The 18475-nt window shown below is 68.2% G+C and carries 17 protein-coding genes, 1 tRNA gene and 1 pseudogene; 7 read left to right on the plus strand and 12 right to left on the minus strand.

Features of this window, described 5'->3' with window-relative positions; all coding sequences use genetic code 11:
* Positions 1-26: 26 nt before the first annotated feature.
* The 4 genes and pseudogenes from purB to BLQ03_RS02470 form a co-directional block, all read right to left on the minus strand.
* A pseudogene (gene purB, locus BLQ03_RS02455) lies at positions 27-1333 on the minus strand (adenylosuccinate lyase).
* A gap of 103 nt (positions 1334-1436) precedes the next feature.
* Positions 1437-2606 carry a zinc-dependent alcohol dehydrogenase gene (locus BLQ03_RS02460; RefSeq protein WP_090752353.1) on the minus strand — a complete coding sequence of 390 codons (1170 nt, stop codon included), beginning with the start codon at positions 2604-2606 and terminating at the stop codon, positions 1437-1439.
* Positions 2607-2739: 133 nt separating this feature from the next.
* Complete coding sequence (gene glnA / locus BLQ03_RS02465) at positions 2740-4155, minus strand: type I glutamate--ammonia ligase (RefSeq protein WP_090752354.1); 1416 nt, start codon at positions 4153-4155, stop codon at positions 2740-2742.
* 49 nt (positions 4156-4204) lie between these two features.
* Positions 4205-4543, minus strand: coding sequence for a P-II family nitrogen regulator (locus BLQ03_RS02470; protein WP_090752357.1), 339 nt, complete (start codon positions 4541-4543; stop codon positions 4205-4207).
* Positions 4544-4699: 156 nt separating this feature from the next.
* Between BLQ03_RS02470 and BLQ03_RS02475 the strand changes: the two genes are divergently transcribed.
* Together BLQ03_RS02475 and BLQ03_RS02480 are read left to right on the plus strand one after the other, a co-directional pair.
* Positions 4700-6355 carry an NAD(P)H-hydrate dehydratase gene (locus tag BLQ03_RS02475; RefSeq protein ID WP_090752359.1) on the plus strand — a complete coding sequence of 552 codons (1656 nt, stop codon included), beginning with the start codon at positions 4700-4702 and terminating at the stop codon, positions 6353-6355.
* Positions 6356-6432: 77 nt separating this feature from the next.
* Positions 6433-6517: transfer RNA gene (locus tag BLQ03_RS02480), tRNA-Leu, on the plus strand.
* A gap of 15 nt (positions 6518-6532) precedes the next feature.
* Here BLQ03_RS02480 and BLQ03_RS02485 read toward each other — a convergent pair.
* Complete coding sequence (locus BLQ03_RS02485; protein WP_090752361.1) at positions 6533-7372, minus strand: glycosyltransferase; 840 nt, start codon at positions 7370-7372, stop codon at positions 6533-6535.
* A 235-nt stretch (positions 7373-7607) separates the two neighbouring features.
* On the opposite strand from BLQ03_RS02485, the gene tig reads away from it, so the two are divergent.
* The gene (gene tig / locus BLQ03_RS02490; RefSeq protein ID WP_090752363.1) at positions 7608-8942 is read left to right on the plus strand and encodes a trigger factor; all 1335 of its coding nucleotides are present in this window, start codon (positions 7608-7610) and stop codon (positions 8940-8942) included.
* A gap of 48 nt (positions 8943-8990) precedes the next feature.
* On the opposite strand, the gene BLQ03_RS02495 is transcribed toward tig, so the two are convergent.
* The 6 genes from BLQ03_RS02495 to rpsF all read right to left on the minus strand — a co-directional run bounded on the left by BLQ03_RS02495 (position 8991) and on the right by rpsF (position 12885).
* Positions 8991-10085, minus strand: coding sequence for a YihY/virulence factor BrkB family protein (locus BLQ03_RS02495; RefSeq protein WP_090752365.1), 1095 nt, complete (start codon positions 10083-10085; stop codon positions 8991-8993).
* A 90-nt stretch (positions 10086-10175) separates the two neighbouring features.
* Positions 10176-11075, minus strand: coding sequence for a hypothetical protein (locus BLQ03_RS02500; protein WP_090752367.1), 900 nt, complete (start codon positions 11073-11075; stop codon positions 10176-10178).
* 103 nt (positions 11076-11178) lie between these two features.
* Positions 11179-11382, minus strand: coding sequence for a hypothetical protein (locus BLQ03_RS02505; RefSeq protein WP_090752369.1), 204 nt, complete (start codon positions 11380-11382; stop codon positions 11179-11181).
* A 149-nt stretch (positions 11383-11531) separates the two neighbouring features.
* Positions 11532-12119 (minus strand): 50S ribosomal protein L9, encoded by a 588-nt coding sequence (gene rplI, locus BLQ03_RS02510; protein WP_090752371.1) that lies wholly within the window; start codon positions 12117-12119, stop codon positions 11532-11534.
* Positions 12120-12129: 10 nt separating this feature from the next.
* Positions 12130-12357, minus strand: a complete 228-nt coding sequence (gene rpsR, locus BLQ03_RS02515; RefSeq protein ID WP_073060981.1) for a 30S ribosomal protein S18 — start codon at positions 12355-12357, stop codon at positions 12130-12132.
* Positions 12358-12375: 18 nt separating this feature from the next.
* Complete coding sequence (gene rpsF, locus BLQ03_RS02520; protein ID WP_090752373.1) at positions 12376-12885, minus strand: 30S ribosomal protein S6; 510 nt, start codon at positions 12883-12885, stop codon at positions 12376-12378.
* Between the two features lie 242 nt (positions 12886-13127).
* Between rpsF and BLQ03_RS02525 the strand changes: the two genes are divergently transcribed.
* Positions 13128-13796 carry a YceI family protein gene (locus BLQ03_RS02525; protein WP_090752376.1) on the plus strand — a complete coding sequence of 223 codons (669 nt, stop codon included), beginning with the start codon at positions 13128-13130 and terminating at the stop codon, positions 13794-13796.
* A 69-nt stretch (positions 13797-13865) separates the two neighbouring features.
* Here BLQ03_RS02525 and BLQ03_RS02530 read toward each other — a convergent pair whose 3' ends face one another.
* Complete coding sequence (locus tag BLQ03_RS02530) at positions 13866-15167, minus strand: cytochrome-c peroxidase (protein ID WP_342672001.1); 1302 nt, start codon at positions 15165-15167, stop codon at positions 13866-13868.
* A 139-nt stretch (positions 15168-15306) separates the two neighbouring features.
* Here BLQ03_RS02530 and prfA point away from each other — a divergent pair, with 139 nt between their 5' ends.
* The 3 genes from prfA (at position 15307) to BLQ03_RS02545 (ending at position 18372) form a co-directional block, all read left to right on the plus strand.
* On the plus strand, positions 15307-16362 hold the full coding sequence (gene prfA / locus BLQ03_RS02535; protein WP_090752991.1) for a peptide chain release factor 1: 1056 nt from the start codon (positions 15307-15309) through the stop codon (positions 16360-16362).
* The gene (gene prmC / locus BLQ03_RS02540; protein ID WP_090752379.1) at positions 16359-17189 is read left to right on the plus strand and encodes a peptide chain release factor N(5)-glutamine methyltransferase; all 831 of its coding nucleotides are present in this window, start codon (positions 16359-16361) and stop codon (positions 17187-17189) included. The genes prfA and prmC overlap by 4 nt, the downstream gene beginning before the upstream one ends.
* Before the next feature lie 235 nt (positions 17190-17424).
* Positions 17425-18372 (plus strand): DUF4167 domain-containing protein, encoded by a 948-nt coding sequence (locus BLQ03_RS02545; RefSeq protein WP_090752994.1) that lies wholly within the window; start codon positions 17425-17427, stop codon positions 18370-18372.
* Positions 18373-18475: the final 103 nt, after the last annotated feature.

Raw genomic sequence — 18475 nt, forward strand, 5'->3', positions numbered from 1 at the left:
GCGGGCTTAATCTTCGGTGAACGGGCTCAGGCCGCGCCGAAGACCCGGCGGAAGATCGTGTCCACGTGCTTGGTGTGATAGCCGAGGTCGAATTTCTCCTCGATGGCGGCGGGCGACAGCGCCGCCGTCACCTCGGGGTCGGCCAGCAGTTCCTCGCGGAAGTCGGCGCCCTGTTCCCAGACCTTCATGGCATTGCGCTGGACTAGGCGGTAAGCGTCCTCGCGCGACACCCCCGCCTGCGTCAGCGCCAGCAGGACGCGCTGGGACATGACCAGCCCTTTGAACTTGTTCATGTTCTTCAGCATGTTCTCGGGGTAGATCACCAGCTTCTCGATCACGCCCGCCAGCCGGTTCAGCGCGAAGTCGAGCGTGATCGTCGCATCCGGCCCGATGGCGCGTTCGACCGAGGAATGGCTGATGTCGCGTTCATGCCACAGCGCCACGTTCTCCATCGCGGGGACCACGGCCATGCGGACGAGGCGGGACAGGCCCGTCAGGTTTTCCGTCAGCACCGGGTTGCGCTTGTGGGGCATGGCCGACGAGCCCTTCTGGCCCGGCGAGAAATATTCCTCGGCCTCCAGCACCTCGGTCCGCTGCATGTGGCGGATCTCGATGGCGATGTTCTCGATCGAGCTGGCGATGACGCCCAGCGTGGCGAAGAACATCGCGTGGCGGTCGCGGGGGATTACCTGCGTCGAGATCGGTTCGGGGCGCAGACCCATCTTCGCGCAGACATGTTCCTCGACGGCCGGATCGATGTTGGCGAATGTGCCGACGGCGCCCGAGATCGCGCCGGTCGCGACTTCCTCGCGGGCGCGTTCCAGCCGCTCGCGGCCGCGGGCCATTCCGCGTGGAAGCGGGCGAAGGTCAGGCCCATGGTGGTGGGCTCGGCATGGATGCCGTGGCTGCGGCCGATGCGGACGGTGTCCTTGTGCTCGAAGGCACGGGTCTTCAGCGCGGCCAGGACGCGGTCCATGTCGGCCAGCAGGATGTCGGCGGCGCGGACAAGCTGGACGTTCAGCGTGGTGTCCAGAACGTCCGACGAGGTCATGCCCTGATGGACGAAGCGGGCTTCCTCGGAGCCGATGTGCTCGGCCAGGTGCGTCAGGAAGGCGATGACGTCGTGCTTGGTGACGGCCTCGATCTCGTCGATGCGGGCGACGTCGAACTGGACGTCCTTCGCCTTCCACACGGCCTCGGCGTTCTCGCGCGGGATCACGCCCAGGTCGGCCTGGGCGTCGCAGGCATGGGCCTCGATCTCGTACCAGATGCGGAACTTGGTTTCGGGCGACCAGATGGCCACCATCTCGGGGCGGGAATAGCGGGGGATCATGGCGGGCCTTCCGTAGGGTGGCGTTCGCCCGCCTCTTAGAACCCCCCGCGCCGGCAGTGCAACCGAATCGGGCCGGCCGTGCGGGCCGGCCCCCGTCAGTCGATCAGGGAGTCATCACGCATTTGGTGAACTCGGAGCGGTTGTCGCGGAAGTTCCTGTAGAACTCCGGCCCGTCTTCCAGCGTGCCGCGGTGGCTGATGATGGTGCTGGGGTCGATCTCGCCCGCTTCGATGCGCTTGAGCAGGCGCTCCATGTAGGCGCGGGTGTGGGTCTGGCCGCCGCGCATCGTCAGGCCCTTGCCGAAGGCCGCACCGATGGGGAACTTGTCCACGAAGCCCGCGTAAACGCCGGGGATCGAGACCGCGCCGCCCTTGCGGCAGCACATGATCGCGTCGCGCAGCGCGTTCGGCCGGTCGGTTTCCAGCATCATCGCGGTCTTGGCCTTGTCGTAGATGTTGCCGATGACGGATGCGCCATGCGCTTCCAGCCCCACCGCGTCGATGCAGCGGTTGGGCAGCTTGCCCCCGGTCAGGTCCAGCAGCCGCTCGTAGCTGTCTTCCTTGGACAGGTTGATCGTCTCGGCCCCCGCCTGCCGCGCAAGCTCCAGCCGCCCTTCCTCGAAGTCGAGCGCGAAGACCCGCTCGGCGCCCAGCAGGAAGGCCGAGCGGATGGCGAACTGCCCCACGGGACCCGCGCCCCAGACCGCGACCATGTCGCCCGGGCCGGTGCCGACCTGTTCCACCGCCTGGTAGCCGGTCGGGAAGATGTCGGTCAGGAACAGCACCTTCTCGTCATGCAGGCTTTCGGGAACCGCGACCAGCCCCACGTCGGCATGCGGCACGCGCACGTATTCCGCCTGTCCGCCCGCATAGCCGCCGAACAGGTGCGAATAGCCGAACATCCCGCCGGGCGACTGGCCGTAAAGCGGCTCGACCTTTTCATGGTCCGGGTTTGTGGTGTCGCACAGCGAGAAGGCGTCCATGCGGCAGAAGTCGCACTGCCCGCAGGCGATGTTGAAGGGCACCAGCACCCGGTCGCCCTGCTTGAACTTGGTCACGCCGGAACCCACGGCCACGATCTCGCCCATGAATTCATGGCCCAGGACATCGCCCTTGCGCATCTCGGGGATGAAGCCGTCGTAGAGATGCAGGTCCGAGCCGCAGATGGCGGTCGAGGTGACCTTCAGGACGATGTCGCCCGGCTCCTCGATGGTCGGGTCGTCGACGTTGTCCACCTGGACCTTGCCGGTGCCATGATAGGTGATCGCGCGCATGGATGCCTCCAACTGTTGTGCCAGCCGAACGGCATCAGGCGCGGGACTGTTCCACCGAACCTTGTCGGTCCGGCCCTGCCGCAACGCAAAAGGGCGCCCGACTGGGGCGCCCTTCCGGTGAACGTGCCGCGTTTCAGCAGCTGTAATACATCGCGTATTCGATGGGGTGGGGGGTATGCTCGTAGGCATAGACCTCTTCCCACTTCAGCCGGATATAGGCTTCCAGCTGGTCGCGAGTGAAGACGTCACCCTGCAGCAGGAAGTCCATGTCCTTCTCCAGCTCCTCCAGCGCCTCGCGCAAGCTGCCGCAGACGGTCGGGATCTCGGCCAGTTCCTCGGGCGGCAGGTCGTAGAGGTCCTTGTCCGAGGCCGGGCCGGGGTCGATCTTGTTGCGGATGCCGTCCAGGCCCGCCATCAGCAGCGCCGCAAAGGCCAGATAGGGGTTGGCGGACGGATCGGGGAAGCGGGCCTCGACGCGCTTGGCCTTCGGCGACTCGGTCCACGGGATGCGGACGGCGCCCGAGCGGTTGCGGGCGGAATAGGCGCGCAGCACCGGGGCCTCGAAGCCGGGGATCAGCCGCTTGTAGCTGTTGGTCGAGGGGTTGGTGATCGCGTTCAGGGCCTTGGCGTGCTTGAGGATGCCGCCGATGAACCACAGGGCTTCCTGGCTCAGGTCGGCATAGCGGTCGCCGGCGAACAGCGGCTTGCCGTCCTTCCAGATCGACATGTTGACGTGCATCCCCGAGCCGTTGTCGCCCTTCATGGGCTTGGGCATGAAGGTCACGGTCTTGCCGTAGGCGTGGGCCACGTTGTGGATCACGTACTTGTACTTCTGGATGTTGTCAGCCTGCTCGACCAGGCTGCCGAAGATCATCCCCAGCTCATGCTGGCCGGTGGCGACCTCGTGGTGGTGCTTGTCCACCTTGATACCCATCCGCTTCATGGTGGACAGCATCTCGGAGCGGATGTCCTGCCCCTCGTCGATCGGGTTCACCGGGAAATAGCCGCCCTTGAAGGGCGCGCGGTGGGCCTGGTTGCCGGTCTCGTATTCGGTGTCGGTATTCCAGGCCGCCGCGTGGGAATCGATCTGGAAGCTGACCTTCTGCGGCGTCACGGCATAGCGGACGTCGTCGAAGATGAAGAACTCGGCCTCGGGTCCGCAGTAGAAGGCGTCACCGATCCCCGAGGACTTCAGGTAGGCCTCGGCCTTGACGGCGGTGCCGCGCGGGTCGCGGGCATAGGGCTCGCCGGTGTCGGGCTCGACCACGTTGCAATGGATGCACAGGGTCTTCTCGGCGTAGAAGGGGTCGAGGTAGGCCGAGGTCACGTCGGGCATCAGCTTCATGTCCGACTGGTCGATCGACTTCCAGCCCGCGATAGAGCTGCCGTCGAACATGAAGCCTTCCTCGAACCAGTCCTCGTCGATCAGGTCCACGTCCAGGGTGACGTGCTGCAGCTTGCCCTTGGGGTCGGTGAAGCGGACGTCCACATAGGCGACCTCTTCCGACTTGATGAGGTCCAGGACCTCGGCGACCGTTTTCGTGGCCATAAACTTCTCCTTGACCGCGTCTTTGCGGGTTAGTGGGATTCTGTCCGGTTCAGACGGCGTCGTCGCCGGTCTCTCCGGTGCGGATGCGGATCGCCTGCTCGACGGGCGACACGAAGATCTTGCCGTCGCCGATCTTGTCGGTGCGGGCGGCGCCGATGATGGCCTCGATGGCGGCATCGACCAGGTCGTCGGGCAGCACCATCTCGATCTTCACCTTGGGCAGGAAGTCCACGACATATTCGGCGCCGCGGTAAAGCTCGGTATGGCCCTTCTGGCGGCCGAAGCCCTTGACTTCGGTGACGGACAGGCCCTGGACACCCGCGTCCTGCAGCGCCTCCTTCACGTCGTCCAGCTTGAACGGCTTGATGATGGCTTCGACCTTCTTCATCGCGCTTTGCTCCTGTCCGGCTTGCCTTGAGACGTGAGTGGCGGGTTTGATGCAGGGCGTAAATGCGCGGGGGGTGTCCCTGACCTGCCGCGGCACACAACTCCTGAAAGGCGCCTTGAGATGCGGCAGGCTGCACAAGAAACAGGCAATCTGCGAATGGGGTGGACCGAGGTCCTGACCACGGCCGAGATGCGCGCACTGGAAACGGCGGCCATGGCCAGCGGCGCCGTTATGGGGCTGGAGCTGATGGAGCGGGCAGGGACGGCCGTTGCCGGCGCCATCCGCCTGCGCTGGCCCAAGGCCGGGCGGGTGACGGTCCTTTGCGGGCCGGGCAACAACGGCGGCGACGGCTATGTAGTGGCGCGGCAGCTGGCGCAGGCGGGCTGGCGGGTGCGGGTGCTGGGGATGGACAACACCCCAGGCCCGGATGCGGCTGCCATGAAGCGGCGCTGGGCCGAGATGGGCGGGATCGAGCCGCTGACCGCCGCCGCCTTGGGAAGTGACCTTAGTGACCTGGTCGTGGACGCGATCTTCGGCACGGGGATGACCCGGCCGCTGGACCGCGAGATGGCGCTGGTCAGCCGGTGGATGGGCGGCTGGACGCCCGCCCGTGCCGTCACGCCGCCACCCATTGTCGCGGTCGATGCGGTCAGCGGGCTGTGCCTTGACAGCGGCGCATGGCTGGGCGGCGAACGCGGCGATCCCGGGGGAAACCTTCCACGCGCCGCCCTGACCGTCACCTTCCATGCGCCCAAGGTCGGACATCTTCTTGAACTGGGGCCTGTTCTCGGCGGCGAGCTGGTCGTTGCCGACATCGGCCTGAAGACGACCTCCTTCCGGGATGCCGAGGGGCAGATATGGTCCGAGCGCACGCTGGCCGTCATGGACCCGCCCCGGCACCTGCAGCAGGACCGCGGCCAGCCTCTGCTGGGCAAGCGGGCCGGGTCCCACAAGTTCGATCACGGTCACGCCCTGATCGTGGCGGGGACGGCAGGGCAGGGCGGCGCGGCACGGTTGTCCGCGCGCGCGGCCCTGCGGGTCGGGGCTGGGCTGGTGACGCTTGCGCCGCCCGCCGACGCGATGGCCGAACATTCCGGTCCGCCCGACGCGCTGATGCGCCGCGCCGTGGACGATGCCGCTGCATTGTCGCGGCTGTTGGGCGATGATCGTCTGCGGGCGGTCTGCCTCGGCCCCGGCTGCGGGACCGAGCGCGCCGCCGCCCTGCTGGAGCCGCTGCTCGCCTCGCGCCGCCCGGCGGTGCTGGATGCGGATGCCCTGACTGCGCTCGCGGGACACCCCGCGATTTTCGAGGGCCTGCACGGAGGCTGCGTCCTGACCCCTCACATGGGCGAGTTTCGCCGCCTGTTCCCTGATCTCGCCGCCCGGCTGGATACGCCCCGGCCCCGGTCGCCCGCGCAGGAAAGCGCCCAGACCGTTGCGCTGCAAACCTGGCGGCAGGCCTTGGCCGACATGCGCGGGCCGCTCTACTCCCGGCTCGACGCCGCGCGCGAGGCGGCTGCCCGCAGCGGGGCCGTCGTGCTGCTGAAGGGTCCCGACACGGTGATCGCCGCCCCGGACGGGCAGGCCCGCATCCATTCGGCCTTTGACGTGCCCTGGCTTGCCACGGCGGGCGCGGGCGACGTGCTGGCCGGGATCATCGCCGGGCTGCTGGCGCGGGGCCTCCCGCCCTTGGAGGCCGTCGCCACGGGGGCCTTCCTGCACGCCGCCGCCGCGCGCCGCTTCGGACCCGGCCTGATCGCCGACGATCTGCCCGAGCAGCTGCCCGGCGTCTTCCGCGATCTGGGGCTGTAGATTCCCCCTCGCGCGCGCGGAAGGGCTTTGCTAAGAGGACCCGGTTCGCGCGGGCCTGCCGGTCCGCTTCGGGCGATGCGGGTGTGGCGAAATTGGCAGACGCACCAGATTTAGGTTCTGGCGCCGCAAGGCGTGGGGGTTCAAGTCCCTCCACCCGCACCACGGCAGGAAAAGGCCTCAGGCCACCGGGGCGGCTGCTTCCGTGAGGCCGGCGATCCGCTTTCCCGTTTCGGTCAGGAAGGGGAAGTATCGCTCCTGAGCTTTTTCGACCTGCTCGGGGGTCATCCGCGACATCTCGCCGCGCTCGATCTGACCGGGGGCCGGAAGCGTGGTGTCGTTGGTCGAGTTATGCGTCACCAGTGCCATGCCGCGTGGGATCGTCAGGCTCAGGAACCAGCGGGACATGCCGAAGTGGCCGCGCTGGTAGATGCCGTCGGTCGGATGGCGCATGGCCGCTCCTGCGCTGTAATAGGGCACTGGCCAGTCATAAACGCCCGCGAGCGGCCCCGTCAGGGACGACAGCATCACGCCTGTCAGACTTGCAACAAAAGGATCAGGCGCGTTCATCAGGCCCCGCGTGTGCCGACGCATGACCTCGATATAGTCAGCGCAGATGCAATCGTCGTCATCGAGCCTGAACTGCAGCGTGTCGGCGAACACGATGCCGAGTTCGTTGAACGCGGATTTCTGGGCGGCGGGAACAGGCGTGACGGGAAAATACCGCAGCACGACCTGGGGAAGTTGAGCGCAAAGCGCCTGCAGCCTGTCCTTGTAGTCCTGCGGCATCAGGTCGGACGCAAGGACAAGGAAGGTAAAGTCGGGGTCGGTCTGCGCCTGTAGCGAAGCAAGCGTCAGGTGTTCGAAAGTTGCAAGGCGCGCCTCCATCCGTTCGGGTGCGAACAGCATGGACGCACGATCGGATGCCATCGCCCTGACTTCTGCCAAGGACCTCTTGCGCGTTTCCCTCCAATCTCCCCTGCCCACAAGGGAGAAGCGGCAAATACCAACGATCTTCATGCGCTCATCCAGATGCTCGCGCGTGATTTAGTGAATTTGTCCATGCACGCAAGAGGCGAGTCGACTGGATGCGCTATGCTGTATCGGAGTCTTGCGCGACGTCTGCAGTGTGCCTTCAACTGCCTGCGAAAGGCCCCGTTCCGCTTGCGCGCGGGGCCTGCGGTCCCTAGAAGGGCGGTCAAACTGCACGGCCGCCCCTGCCGCGGCCCCTGACGACATGACAGAAGGAACCCCCATGCAGGTCACGGAAACCCTGAACGAAGGCCTCAAGCGCGGCTACCAGTTCACGCTGCCCGCCGCCGATCTGGCCGCCGAGGTCGATCGCCAGCTGGCCGAGGCGCAGCCGAACATCGAGATGAAGGGCTTCCGCAAGGGCAAGGTGCCCATGGCCCTTCTGAAGAAGACCTATGGCCAGCGCGTCATGGGCGACGCCATGCAGAAGTCCATCGACGACGCCATCGGCAAGCACATGCAGGAAAGCAATGTCCGTCCCGCCATGCAGCCGAAGATCGAGATGGAGAACGGCGAGAACTGGAAGGAAGGCGATGATGTCGTCGTCAACGTCTCCTATGAACTGCTGCCCGAGATCCCGGAAGCCGACCTGTCGGCGGTCGAGCTTGAGCGTCTGACCGTCCAGCCCGAGGACTCGGCCGTGACCGAGGCGCTGGAGAACCTGGCCAAGAACGCACAAAGCTTCGAGGACCGGGCCGAGGGCGAGGCCGCCCAGTCGGGCGACCAGGTCACCATCGACTTCAAGGGCATGGTGGACGGCGAGGCCTTCGAGGGCGGCACCGCCGAGGGCTATCCGCTGGTGCTGGGCTCGGGGTCCTTCATCCCCGGCTTCGAGGAACAGCTGGTCGGCGCCAAGGCCGGCGACAAGGTGAACGTCAATGTCACCTTCCCCGAGGACTACGGCGCGCCCCATCTCAAGGGCAAGGACGCGGTCTTCGAGACCACCGTCCATGCCGTGAAGTCGCCCAAGGCCGCCGAGATCGACGACGAGCTGGCCAAGCGCTTTGGTGCCGACGATCTCGAGGCGCTGAAGTCCCAGATCCGCGAGCGCCTGGCCGCCGAATACCAGGGCGCCAGCCGCGCGCTGGTCAAGCGCCAGCTGCTCGACCGCCTGGACGAGCTGGTCAGCTTCGACCTGCCGCAGTCGCTGGTCGATGCCGAGGCCGCGCAGATCGCGCACCAGCTGTGGCACGAGGAGCACCCCGAGGAGCACGGCCACAATCACGGCTCGATCGAGCCCACCGACGAGCACAGGAAGCTGGCCGAGCGCCGCGTCCGCCTGGGCCTGCTGCTGGCCGATGTCGGGCAGAAGGCCGAGATCAGCGTCTCCGACCAGGAGATGACGCAGGCCGTCATGCGCCAGGCCCGGAACTTCCCCGGCCAGGAACGCGCCTTCTTCGAGTTCATCCAGCAGAACGAGGCCGCCCAGCAGCAGCTGCGCGCCCCGATCTTCGAGGACAAGGTGGTGGATCACATCATCTCGGGCGCCAAGGTCACCGAGCGCGCCGTGTCCAAGGAAGAACTGGAAAAGGCGCTCGAGTCGCTGGACGAAGTCTGATCCCTTTCCGGTGGATCGAAAAAGGGCCGCCCCTCGGGGCGGCCTTCTTCATGCGCGGTCCAGGTCCTCGCGCGACTTGGGCGGAACGCCGTTCTCGATCTTGATCTGCCGCTCGACCTCGGAATTCACCTCGGCGCCCATCAGCACGACGATGGCCGCGATCCACAGCCACATCATCGTGGCGACAGCAGCCCCCAGAGAACCGTAGGTTTCGTTGTAATTGGCGAAATTCGCCGCATACCAGGAAAACAGGATGGAGGCGACCAGCAGCCCCAGGGTCGCCAGCAGCGCGCCAGGGGAAATCCACTGCCAGGCCGCGTCTTCCTTGCTGGGGCCGAAGCGGTAGATCACCGCAAGTCCCAGAATCAGCATCCCGGCCAGGATCGGCCAGCGCAGCCAGTTCAGCCAGGTCTCGAAGCCGCTGCCGGCAAGGAGCGTGTTCAGCAGGACCGGCAGGATGGCGACCAGGCCGATCATCAGGATCACGCCGATGATGGCCCCCAGCGTCATCGCCAGCGAGACGAGGTTCAGCTTGATGAAGCCGCGCTTCTCGGTCTCGAACCAGGCGATGTTCAGCGCCTCGATCAGCGCCTTCATGCCGCCGTTCGCCGACCACAGCGCGACAAGGATCGCCACGATCCCCGCGATCGACAACGAGGTCTTGGGCGCCGACGCGATGGCGATGACCTGTCCCGAGATCAGTTCAAGCGCGCTTTGCGGCAGAAGGTTTTCCAGCAGCGACAGGTGATCCGCGATGGTCGCGGGGTCCGCCACCATGCCGTAGATCGACACCAGCGCGGTGATCGCCGGGAACAGCGCCAGCAGCGCGAAGAAGGTGACGCCGCCCGCGACCGAGGTCACGCGGTCGGCGGTGAATTCCTTGACGACGCGCTTGGCGACCTCGAGCCAGCTATGGCCGCTGAGCTGCCACGGGCTTTCCGGGGCACCGGGCCTGCGGGGAGGCGGCGCGGCATTCGCCTCGGCGGTCTTTGCGGTCGAGGCGGCAGATTCGCGCCCCTCGGGCTGCTCGGCAGGTGTCCTGTGGTCCTTGCCGGGTTCCGGCGGCAGGCCCTTGCGTTCCCGCCAACCCTCGGGAAGCGGATCGAACAAGGCCTCGAAGACGTCGGGTTTCGGATTGGTCATGTCAGCCTCTGGTCGGAAAAGGCCGCGCCAGATGGGGCGCGGCCGGATCGGGGAAGGGCGCGCGCCCGCGCGGCCCTCGTGGCGCCGCCGTCAAAGCCGGTGGGTGCGCCCGCCATCGGCATCGCCCGAGGGCGCGCCCGAGCCGCCCGCAACGCTGTCGGCCGGATCGCGCAGATCGACGACGTCGCTGCGCGAGGGGCGGCGATAAGGGTCGCGGCGGGAGCCGCTGCGGCCGCCCTGAGCTGCATCCCCCGTGCCCAGGAAGCTGCGGACCTGGTTGGCGGTATCACCGAATTCATGCAGGACGTCCTGCGCCTGCGACGCGACCGAGCGGAAGGCGGCCACGGCCGCGCTGATGCTGCCCGCGACCTCGTTCACCGTCCGGGTCAGGCGCTGGGCGGTCTGTTCCACGTCATCGATGAAGCCCATCGGCTGGAAGCCGCGCGCGGCCTGCGGGCGGCGCTTGCCCTCGTCACGCGGGCGGCGCGGCTTGCGGTCCTCGCCGCGGCCCGACTGGGCGTCGGCGCGCAGCCGGTCGCGCTCGGCATCGTCCTGGCGCATCCGGGCACGGGCGCGGGCCCGCATGGCCTCGCGCTCATGTTCCGGCATCGCGGCCATTCGCGGCGCGGCATAGCGGCCGTGCGCCTCGTCATAGACGCGCACGCGGGCCTGTTCGGCCGCGCGGTCGGCGTCGCGGTCCAGTTCGTCGTTGCCGGTCACAAGGTCGGCCACCTTCCGCACCGCAAGGATGGCCCCCGCCGTGGCCGCCGCCGCGGCGATCCCCATGCCGCCATAGACCAGCACGCGCGAGGTCATCGAAGGCTGGGGCCAGGCTCGCCGGCCATCGGGCGAGACATCCCCGTGCGGCGGGATCGGACGCGAGGCATGGCCCGAGGGCCGGTAGGTTTCCTGACGGCGATCAACCGGGCGGCCCAGCCCGCCGCTTTCGGGAATGTAGCTGTTCGAGGGCAGGTGATCGGTGTCGGCCATGACGGTTTTTCCTTGCTGCTGCCACGTTTCCGGCAATTCGGTGGATTGCACGACCAACACGCGCGCGGGCGGGATCGTTCCCGCAGCGGCACGCGGCATGCCCTCACTCGGACTGGATGCGCTGCCGGCGCTCGCCGGGCTTGCGGTCGGCCTCGGCCGAGGCGGGCTGCGAGGTCGAGGAGGCGTCCCGATCAAGGCCTTCGCCGGGCACCCCGAGGTCCGGTTCAACGTCCAGCGAGGTCTTCTCGTCGTCGTCAAGCGCCTGCTGCTTGACCATTTCGCCCAGGATGGTGGGGTGGGTGCTCATGGCGGCCTCCGCGAGGATCTGGTTTGGCGGATCAACCCACGGCGCGGCAGGGATGTTCCCGCGGGCCGGGGCAGGGGCAAGGCAGGCATGAAAAAACCGCGCCGGGATGCGGCGCGGTTTCGATGGGTTCACGATGAAAGGGGCTGCGCTCAGGCGCGGCCGCCCTCGTCCTCGTCGCGGCCGGCCGAGCCGATGTCGTCGAACAGTTCGGCGATCTCGAATTCGGCGGCGGCATCTTCCTCGGCGGCCAGGTCCTGGATCGAACGGCCCGACGCCTGCAGCTCGGCCTCTTCGGGCGAGCGGGCGACGTTCAGCGTGATCTGCGCCTCGACCTCGGGATGCAGGTGGACCGTCACCTCGTGCAGGCCCAGATCCTTGATCGGAGTGGTCAGAACGACCTGGCGGCGCTCGACGGGGAAGCCGTCGGCAACGGCGGCCTCCGCGATGTCGCGGGGCGTGACCGAGCCATACAGCGCACCGGCGTCCGAGGCCGAGCGGATGATGACAAAGGTCGCCCCGTCCAGCGTCTCGGCCAGGCGCTGCGCCTCGGTCCGGGTCTCGTCGTTGCGGGCGGCCAGATCGGCCTTCTTCGCCTCGAAGGCGGCGATGTTGGCGTCGGAGGCGCGCATCGCCTTGCCCTGCGGCAGCAGATAGTTGCGGGCGAAGCCTTCCTTGACCTTCACCACCTCGCCCATCTGGCCCAGCTTGGCCACGCGTTCCAGCAGAATGACTTGCATCGTCAGTTCCTCACTTCACGGCGTAGGGCAGCAGCGCTAGGAAGCGCGCGCGCTTGATCGCCTGCGCCAGCTTGCGCTGGTTCTTGGCCGAAACGGCGGTGATCCGCGACGGCACGATCTTGCCGCGTTCGCTGATGTAGCGCTGCAGCAGGCGGGTGTCCTTGTAGTCGATCGCGGGCGCGTTGTCGCCCCCGAACGGATCGACCTTGCGGCGGCGGAAAAACGGTTTGGTCGCCATGATGTCGCTCCTTTACGATCAGAAACGGTCGGCGCGGGGCGCGCGCTGCTCGCGGTCGCCACGGTCGTCGCCGCGGGTTTCGGCACGGTCGCCGAAGCGGCGCTCGCCACCCCGGTCGCCATCGCGGCGGTCACCATCGCGGCGCTCGCCACGCTCGCCGTCGCGGCGGTCGCCACGATCACCACGATCGCCGCGGTCGCGGTCGTCGCGGCGCTGCATCTGGACCGAGGGGCCTTCCTGGTGGGCGTCCACACGGACGGTCAGGACACGCATCACGTCGTCATGCAGGCGGGCCAGACGCTCCATTTCCTGCACGGCGGCCGAGGGCGCGTCGGTGCGCAGGAAGGCATAATGGCCCTTGCGGTTCTTGTTGATCTTGTAGGCGAGCGTGCGCACGCCCCAGTATTCGCTTTCCTTGACCGTTCCGCCGTTGTCGGCCAGCACGGTCGAGAAATGTTCGATCAGCCCTTCGGCCTGCGCGTTCGACAGGTCCTGGCGGGCGATCAGCACATGCTCGTAAAGCGGCATGGCAGTCCCTTTTCGTCTCGGGCGCGCTTCATAGGCGGGTCAGTCCCTTCCGCGCCCCGCCACGAGAGGCTGCGCCGGTTTCGCAAAACTGCGGAAGAGAATGGGGCCTTATAGGGGAAAAGCGCCCTCGTGCAAGCGGATTCGCCCCGCAATCACATCGGCATCAGCGGGCGGAACGGCCGTTGCTTTTGCAGGTTCACCGGACAAACCATCACTGACCCATCATCGTGAAAGGAGCCTTCATGAGCCGGACCCTCTCTTTCCTCGCCCTGTCCGCCCTGCTGGCGGCGCCCGCGGCGGCGCAGACCGCGCCCGACGCGCAGCAGGCGCCCGCGGCGCCCGAGCCCGCCGCGCAGGCCGCAGCCGGTGCGGCTGCCCCGGCCGAAGGCGGCGATCTCAGCGGCACCTACGTGATCGATCCCGGCCACAGCCAGATCGTGTTCTCGTATGACCACCTGGGCTTCTCGATCAGCCACGGCATGATCAACGGCGTCACCGGCTCGATCACGCTGGATGCCGCGAACCCCGGGAACTCGGCCGTCGAGGCCAGCTTCCCGCTGTCGTCGATCAGCACCATCGACGCGGACCTGGACCAGCACATCTATGGCGACCAGATGCTGAAGGGCGCTTCTCCCGACACGCAGGTCACGTTCCGCTCGACCAGCGTCGAGGTCGAGGAGGAGGACGAGGCCAGGGTCACGGGCGACCTGACGCTGAACGGCGTGACCAAGCCGGTCACGCTGGAGGTCGATCTTCGCAAGGCGGCGGCGCATCCGATGACGCAGAAGCCCGCCGTGGGCTTCGTGGCCGAGGGCGAGATCAAGCGCAGCGACTTCAACCTCGGGATGCTGGCGCCCGCCGTGTCCGACGAGATGGAGATCCGGATCTCGGTCGAGGCGATCAAGGGCTGATCCGACCGGAGCCCGGCATGCAAAGGGGCCGCCCCGCAGGGCGGCCCCGATCATCCTCAGGGGCGGGGCTCAGTTCGCCGCGGCGCCCGTGCTGGGGGGCGCGTCGATCGGCGCCGGCATCGGCGTCTCGTCGGTGCGGACCGGCAGGGTCGGATGGACGATCTGCGGCTGCTCGCCCGTCAGCGTGCCGAGGAAGGCGGTGATGTCCTGGGCCTGCTCCTCGGCCAGTTCGGTCCCGAGTTGCGCGTTCGCCATGATCTTGACCGCTTCCTCGAGGCTCCAGACCTTGCCCGAATGGAAATAGGGCGCGGTCAGGGCCACGTTGCGCAAGGGCGCCGCGCGGAAGACATACTGGTCCTCGGCGGTTTCGGTCACGGCATAGCGGCCGACGTCGCCTTCCGGGCGCACCTCGGCGTCGGGCGCCTCGACCAGGCCGAAGGGATAATATTCCTGGCCGCCGAAGTTCACGCCCGCGTGGCAGGCCGAGCAGCCCGCGTCGATATAGGCCCGCAGCCCGCGCTTTTCCTGATCGGTCATGGCGCCGTCCATGCCCATCAGCCACTGGTCGAAGCGCGAGTTGGGGGTGACGAGCGTCGTCTCGAAGGCCTCGACCGCCAGGGCGAAGTTGTCAAAGGTGATCGGGTTCTCCTCGCCGGGGAAGGCGGCCTCGAAGGCCTCGACATAGCCGGGCATGGACTGGATCGTCCCGATCAGGTTTTCGGGCGTGTTGTTCATCTCGACGCCCGCCTGGACCGGGCCCTTGGCCTGCTCGGCCAGGTCGTCGGCACGGCCGTCCCAGAACTGGGCCGCGTTGAACACTGCGTTCAGCATGGTGGGCGAGTTGCGCGGACCCTGCTGCCAGCCATGGCCGATCGAGGTTTCCAGCGCGTCGGTCCCGCCCATGCCGATGTTGTGGCAGGACTGGCAGGAAAAGACGCCCGACACCGACATGCGCGGATCGAAGAACAGCATGGCACCCAGGTCCACCTTGGCGCGGGTCACGGGACGGCCGCTCGGCGGCTCGGCCGCGCGCGGGATCACCTCGAAAAGTTCGGCCGCTTCCGTCCGCAATGCGGCATCGGGCGAGGCGCTCGCGCCCTCGGTGGCGGCCTGCGGGGTTGCATTCGGATCCGCCGCGGCACCGTCGGCCTGAGGCTCGACGGCGGTTTCCGCCGCCAGGTCCTCGGCCGAGGTTCCGGCCGGGCTGGCGTCGCCGTCGGCCGTCGCTTCCCTGGCCGGGTCGGTTGCGGGCAGGTCCTGCACGCCCTGCGCCTGTTCGACCACGGGTTCGTCGGCCGTCTGCGCGAAGGCGGTCGGTGCCAGCAGCACAAGCGCCGTGGTGAGATACATAAGGGGGCGGTAGGTCATCATGGCTTCCTTCGCTTGATGCAGATCACGCGCGTCGCAGGAACTATCGCCCTCCACGCGCGACAGTTCCCTGATGCAGATCAAACCTTTCCCCTTTTTCACCGGCCTTGCCGCGCAGCCGCGCGGGGTCTATGGCGCGGATATGCTGCCTGCCGACCGCCTCGACCAGATCGTGCAGCGCTTCGACTTTCTCGAGGCGCGGCTGAACGCGGGTCCCGCGCCCGACGAGATTGCGCGCGTGAGCCGCGAGTATTCCGAGCTTGGCCCGGTGGTGGCGCAGATCATGGAATGGCGCGCGGCCCAGGCCGGGCTGGCCGAGGCGCAGGCGATGCTGGCCGACCCCGACATGCGCGAGTTGGCCGAGGACGAGATTTCCCGCATGCGCGCCCGCCTGCCCGAACTGGAACAGGCGCTGCGCCTTGCACTGCTGCCGAAGGACGCCGCCGACGCCCGTCCCGCGATTCTGGAGATCCGCCCCGGCACCGGGGGCGACGAGGCCGCGCTGTTCGCGGGCGACCTGCTGCGGATGTACCAGCGCCATGCGGAGGCGCAGGGCTGGGACTTCCGCCTGCTGGACCTGGCCGAATCCGAGTTGGGCGGGGTCAAGGAGGCCGTCGCCCATATCGCCGGGGAAGGCGTCTTCGCCCGGCTGAAATACGAATCCGGCGTCCACCGGGTCCAGCGGGTGCCGGAAACGGAATCGGGCGGGCGCATCCACACCTCGGCCGCGACCGTGGCGGTGCTGCCCGAGGCCGAGGAGGTGGACATCGACATCCCCGCCGCCGACATCCGCATCGACACGATGCGCTCGTCGGGCGCGGGCGGGCAGCACGTCAACACGACGGATTCGGCCGTGCGGATCACCCACCTGCCCACCGGGATCGTGGTGACGAGTTCCGAGAAGTCGCAGCACCAGAACCGCGCCAACGCGATGGCCGTGCTGCGGGCGCGGCTTTACGACATGGAGCGGAGCCGCGCCGATGCGGAACGCGCCGCCGACCGCAAGTCGCAGGTGGGCTCGGGCGACCGCAGCGAACGCATCCGCACCTACAATTTCCCTCAGGGCCGCGTGACGGACCACCGGATCAACCTGACGCTTTACGCGCTGGACCGGGTGATGGGGGGCGACCTGACCGAGATCATCGACGCCCTGACCGCCCATGACCAGGCCGCCCGCTTGGCCGAGGCAGAAGGGTGAGCAAGGGCCGCGCGGCACTGGCCGAAGCGACCGCCCGGCTGGTCAGGGCAGGGATCGACAATGCGGCGGGCGACGCGCTGGCGCTGATGGCCCATGCGCTGGATGTCCCGCGCCATGCCCTGCGCGACGCGCTGAGCCAGCCCCTGCCGCCTGAAACCGCCGCCCGCTTCCAGGCTGCGGTGGAGGCACGGCTTGACCGGCAGCCCGTCAGCCAGATCATCGGCTTCCGCGAGTTCTGGAAGCACCGCTTCCGCGTCACCCGTGATACGCTGGACCCGCGTCCCGAAACGGAAACGCTGGTCGCCTCCGCGCTTGAACTGCCCTGGGCCTCGCTCCTCGATCTCGGCACCGGGACGGGCGCAATCCTTCTGTCGCTGCTGGCCGAGCGGCCGGGCACCCGGGGCCTGGGCGTCGATCTGTCTGACGCCGCGCTCGAGGTGGCGCGCGGGAACGCCGCCGCGCTGGGGGTAACTGCGGACTTCCGGCACTCGGACTGGTTTTCCGCCGTCGCGGATCGCTTCGACCTGATCGTCTCGAACCCGCCCTATATCGCGGTTGAGGAAATGGCGGGCCTGTCTCCCGAGGTGCGCGACTGGGAGCCCCGCGCCGCGCTGACCGACGAAGGCGACGGCCTTGGCGCCTATCGCGCCATCGCCGCAGGCGCAGTCACGCATCTGACGCCCGGCGGGTGGCTGGCGGTCGAGATCGGGCCGACGCAGGGCGCAGCGGTGTCGGCGCTTTTCGCGCGGGAGGAGATGCAGGACATCGCGATCCGCCGCGACCTCGATGGCCGCGATCGGGTGGTTCTGGCTCGGCGGGAAGCATGATTGGGCAATCTTTGTTCAATCTGTATTGAAGACATGCCGATTCCGCTTGCCTTGGCGGGGCCTGCATGGTTAGCAGGCTGCGTGACAGGGGCATGACGCCCCGCACGGGTCATCCGCACACACCGTTGCCGGAGCGTTCCGCGAATCGCCGGGCGAACTGCCCGGCTCTTGCCGCAGGATGGCGACCCCAACCGCATCCAGGCGCCCTTCGCGCCGGACCATGAACATTGGCACGATGAGATCTTCCAAGTCCCGTTCGCGCAACAAGTCCCGCAACAATCCGCGGTCGCTTGGCAACGTCGTCAACCGCGTCTTCGACAGCTCGGGGCCCGAGGGCAAGGTCCGCGGCACGCCCCAGCAGATCATCGAGAAATACCTGGCCCTTGCCCGTGACGCGCAGCTTTCAGGCGACCGCGTGGCCGAGCAGAGCTTCCTTCAGCACGCCGAGCATTACACCCGGATGCTGGGCGAAGCGCAGCGCGAGCAGGCCGAGCGGCAGGCCCAGTTCGGTGGCCAGCAGCCCGGCTTCGAGGGGCGCGAGGAGCGCAACGGCCACCCCTATAACGGCGGCCACCAGCAGGGCGAGCGCCTCGACGACCGGGGCGAGAACCGCGGCGAGGCGCGGGGCGACAGCCGGAACGAGCCCCGTGGCGAGGGCCGGAACGACGGCCGCCGCGATGATCGGAACGAAGGCCGCCAGAACGACAACCGTCAGAACCGCCGCGACGACCGCCAGAACCGGCGCGAGGACCGCGAAGGCCGCTCCGAGCGGCGCGAAGAGCGCGAGGACAGCCGCGCCGAGGAGCGCGTGGTTGCCCCCGAGTCCGTGACCCCCGAGGCCACCCCCTCCGAAGCTCCGGCCGTCGCGCCCGCGTCGGTCGAGCCCTTGGCCGATGCAGGCCAGGAGAGGGACACTGCCGTCTGCGAGCAGCCCGGTTTCCCCGAGTTCCTGCAGGCGCCCCTGTCGGCTCTGCCCGAGGCCCGCGGCGACGAGGACGCAGCCCCGGTCGAGACGCCCGAGAACCGGACCGAGGCACCGGAAACCGCTGAGGCGGCAGCGCCTCGTGCCCGCAAGCCCCGGGCTGCGGGTACGGCTCCGCGCCGCGCGCCCCAGCGCCGCCGCAAGGCTGGCGACGAGGGCGAGGCTGCGCCGCAGGCCCCTGAAGCGGCCGTGGACGACTAACAAGCTAACAAGCCGCAGGCTGGGCCGCGCAGCATGCGCGGCCCAGCCTGCCTTGCTGAGCCGGCTTCAGCGAGCTTTTGGCTTCAGGGGCTCGCGCCCGCTT

This window comes from Paracoccus chinensis, assembly GCF_900102885.1.
GTDB classification, from domain to species: domain Bacteria; phylum Pseudomonadota; class Alphaproteobacteria; order Rhodobacterales; family Rhodobacteraceae; genus Paracoccus; species Paracoccus chinensis.

Excerpts from the sequence above, each read along its gene's own strand:
- BLQ03_RS02460 (WP_090752353.1), bottom strand. The coding sequence starts at position 2,606 with ATGCGCGCGATCACCTATCATGGCACCGGCAAGGTCCAGGTGGACAAC.
- glnA (WP_090752354.1), bottom strand. The coding sequence starts at position 4,155 with ATGGCCACGAAAACGGTCGCCGAGGTCCTGGACCTCATCAAGTCGGAA.
- BLQ03_RS02470 (WP_090752357.1), bottom strand. The coding sequence starts at position 4,543 with ATGAAGAAGGTCGAAGCCATCATCAAGCCGTTCAAGCTGGACGACGTG.
- BLQ03_RS02475 (WP_090752359.1), top strand. The coding sequence starts at position 4,700 with ATGGGGTGGACCGAGGTCCTGACCACGGCCGAGATGCGCGCACTGGAA.
- BLQ03_RS02485 (WP_090752361.1), bottom strand. The coding sequence starts at position 7,372 with ATGAAGATCGTTGGTATTTGCCGCTTCTCCCTTGTGGGCAGGGGAGAT.
- tig (WP_090752363.1), top strand. The coding sequence starts at position 7,608 with ATGCAGGTCACGGAAACCCTGAACGAAGGCCTCAAGCGCGGCTACCAG.
- BLQ03_RS02495 (WP_090752365.1), bottom strand. The coding sequence starts at position 10,085 with ATGACCAATCCGAAACCCGACGTCTTCGAGGCCTTGTTCGATCCGCTT.
- BLQ03_RS02500 (WP_090752367.1), bottom strand. The coding sequence starts at position 11,075 with ATGGCCGACACCGATCACCTGCCCTCGAACAGCTACATTCCCGAAAGC.
- BLQ03_RS02505 (WP_090752369.1), bottom strand. The coding sequence starts at position 11,382 with ATGAGCACCCACCCCACCATCCTGGGCGAAATGGTCAAGCAGCAGGCG.
- rplI (WP_090752371.1), bottom strand. The coding sequence starts at position 12,119 with ATGCAAGTCATTCTGCTGGAACGCGTGGCCAAGCTGGGCCAGATGGGC.
- rpsR (WP_073060981.1), bottom strand. The coding sequence starts at position 12,357 with ATGGCGACCAAACCGTTTTTCCGCCGCCGCAAGGTCGATCCGTTCGGG.
- rpsF (WP_090752373.1), bottom strand. The coding sequence starts at position 12,885 with ATGCCGCTTTACGAGCATGTGCTGATCGCCCGCCAGGACCTGTCGAAC.
- BLQ03_RS02525 (WP_090752376.1), top strand. The coding sequence starts at position 13,128 with ATGAGCCGGACCCTCTCTTTCCTCGCCCTGTCCGCCCTGCTGGCGGCG.
- BLQ03_RS02530 (WP_342672001.1), bottom strand. The coding sequence starts at position 15,167 with ATGATGACCTACCGCCCCCTTATGTATCTCACCACGGCGCTTGTGCTG.
- prfA (WP_090752991.1), top strand. The coding sequence starts at position 15,307 with ATGCTGCCTGCCGACCGCCTCGACCAGATCGTGCAGCGCTTCGACTTT.
- BLQ03_RS02545 (WP_090752994.1), top strand. The coding sequence starts at position 17,425 with ATGAGATCTTCCAAGTCCCGTTCGCGCAACAAGTCCCGCAACAATCCG.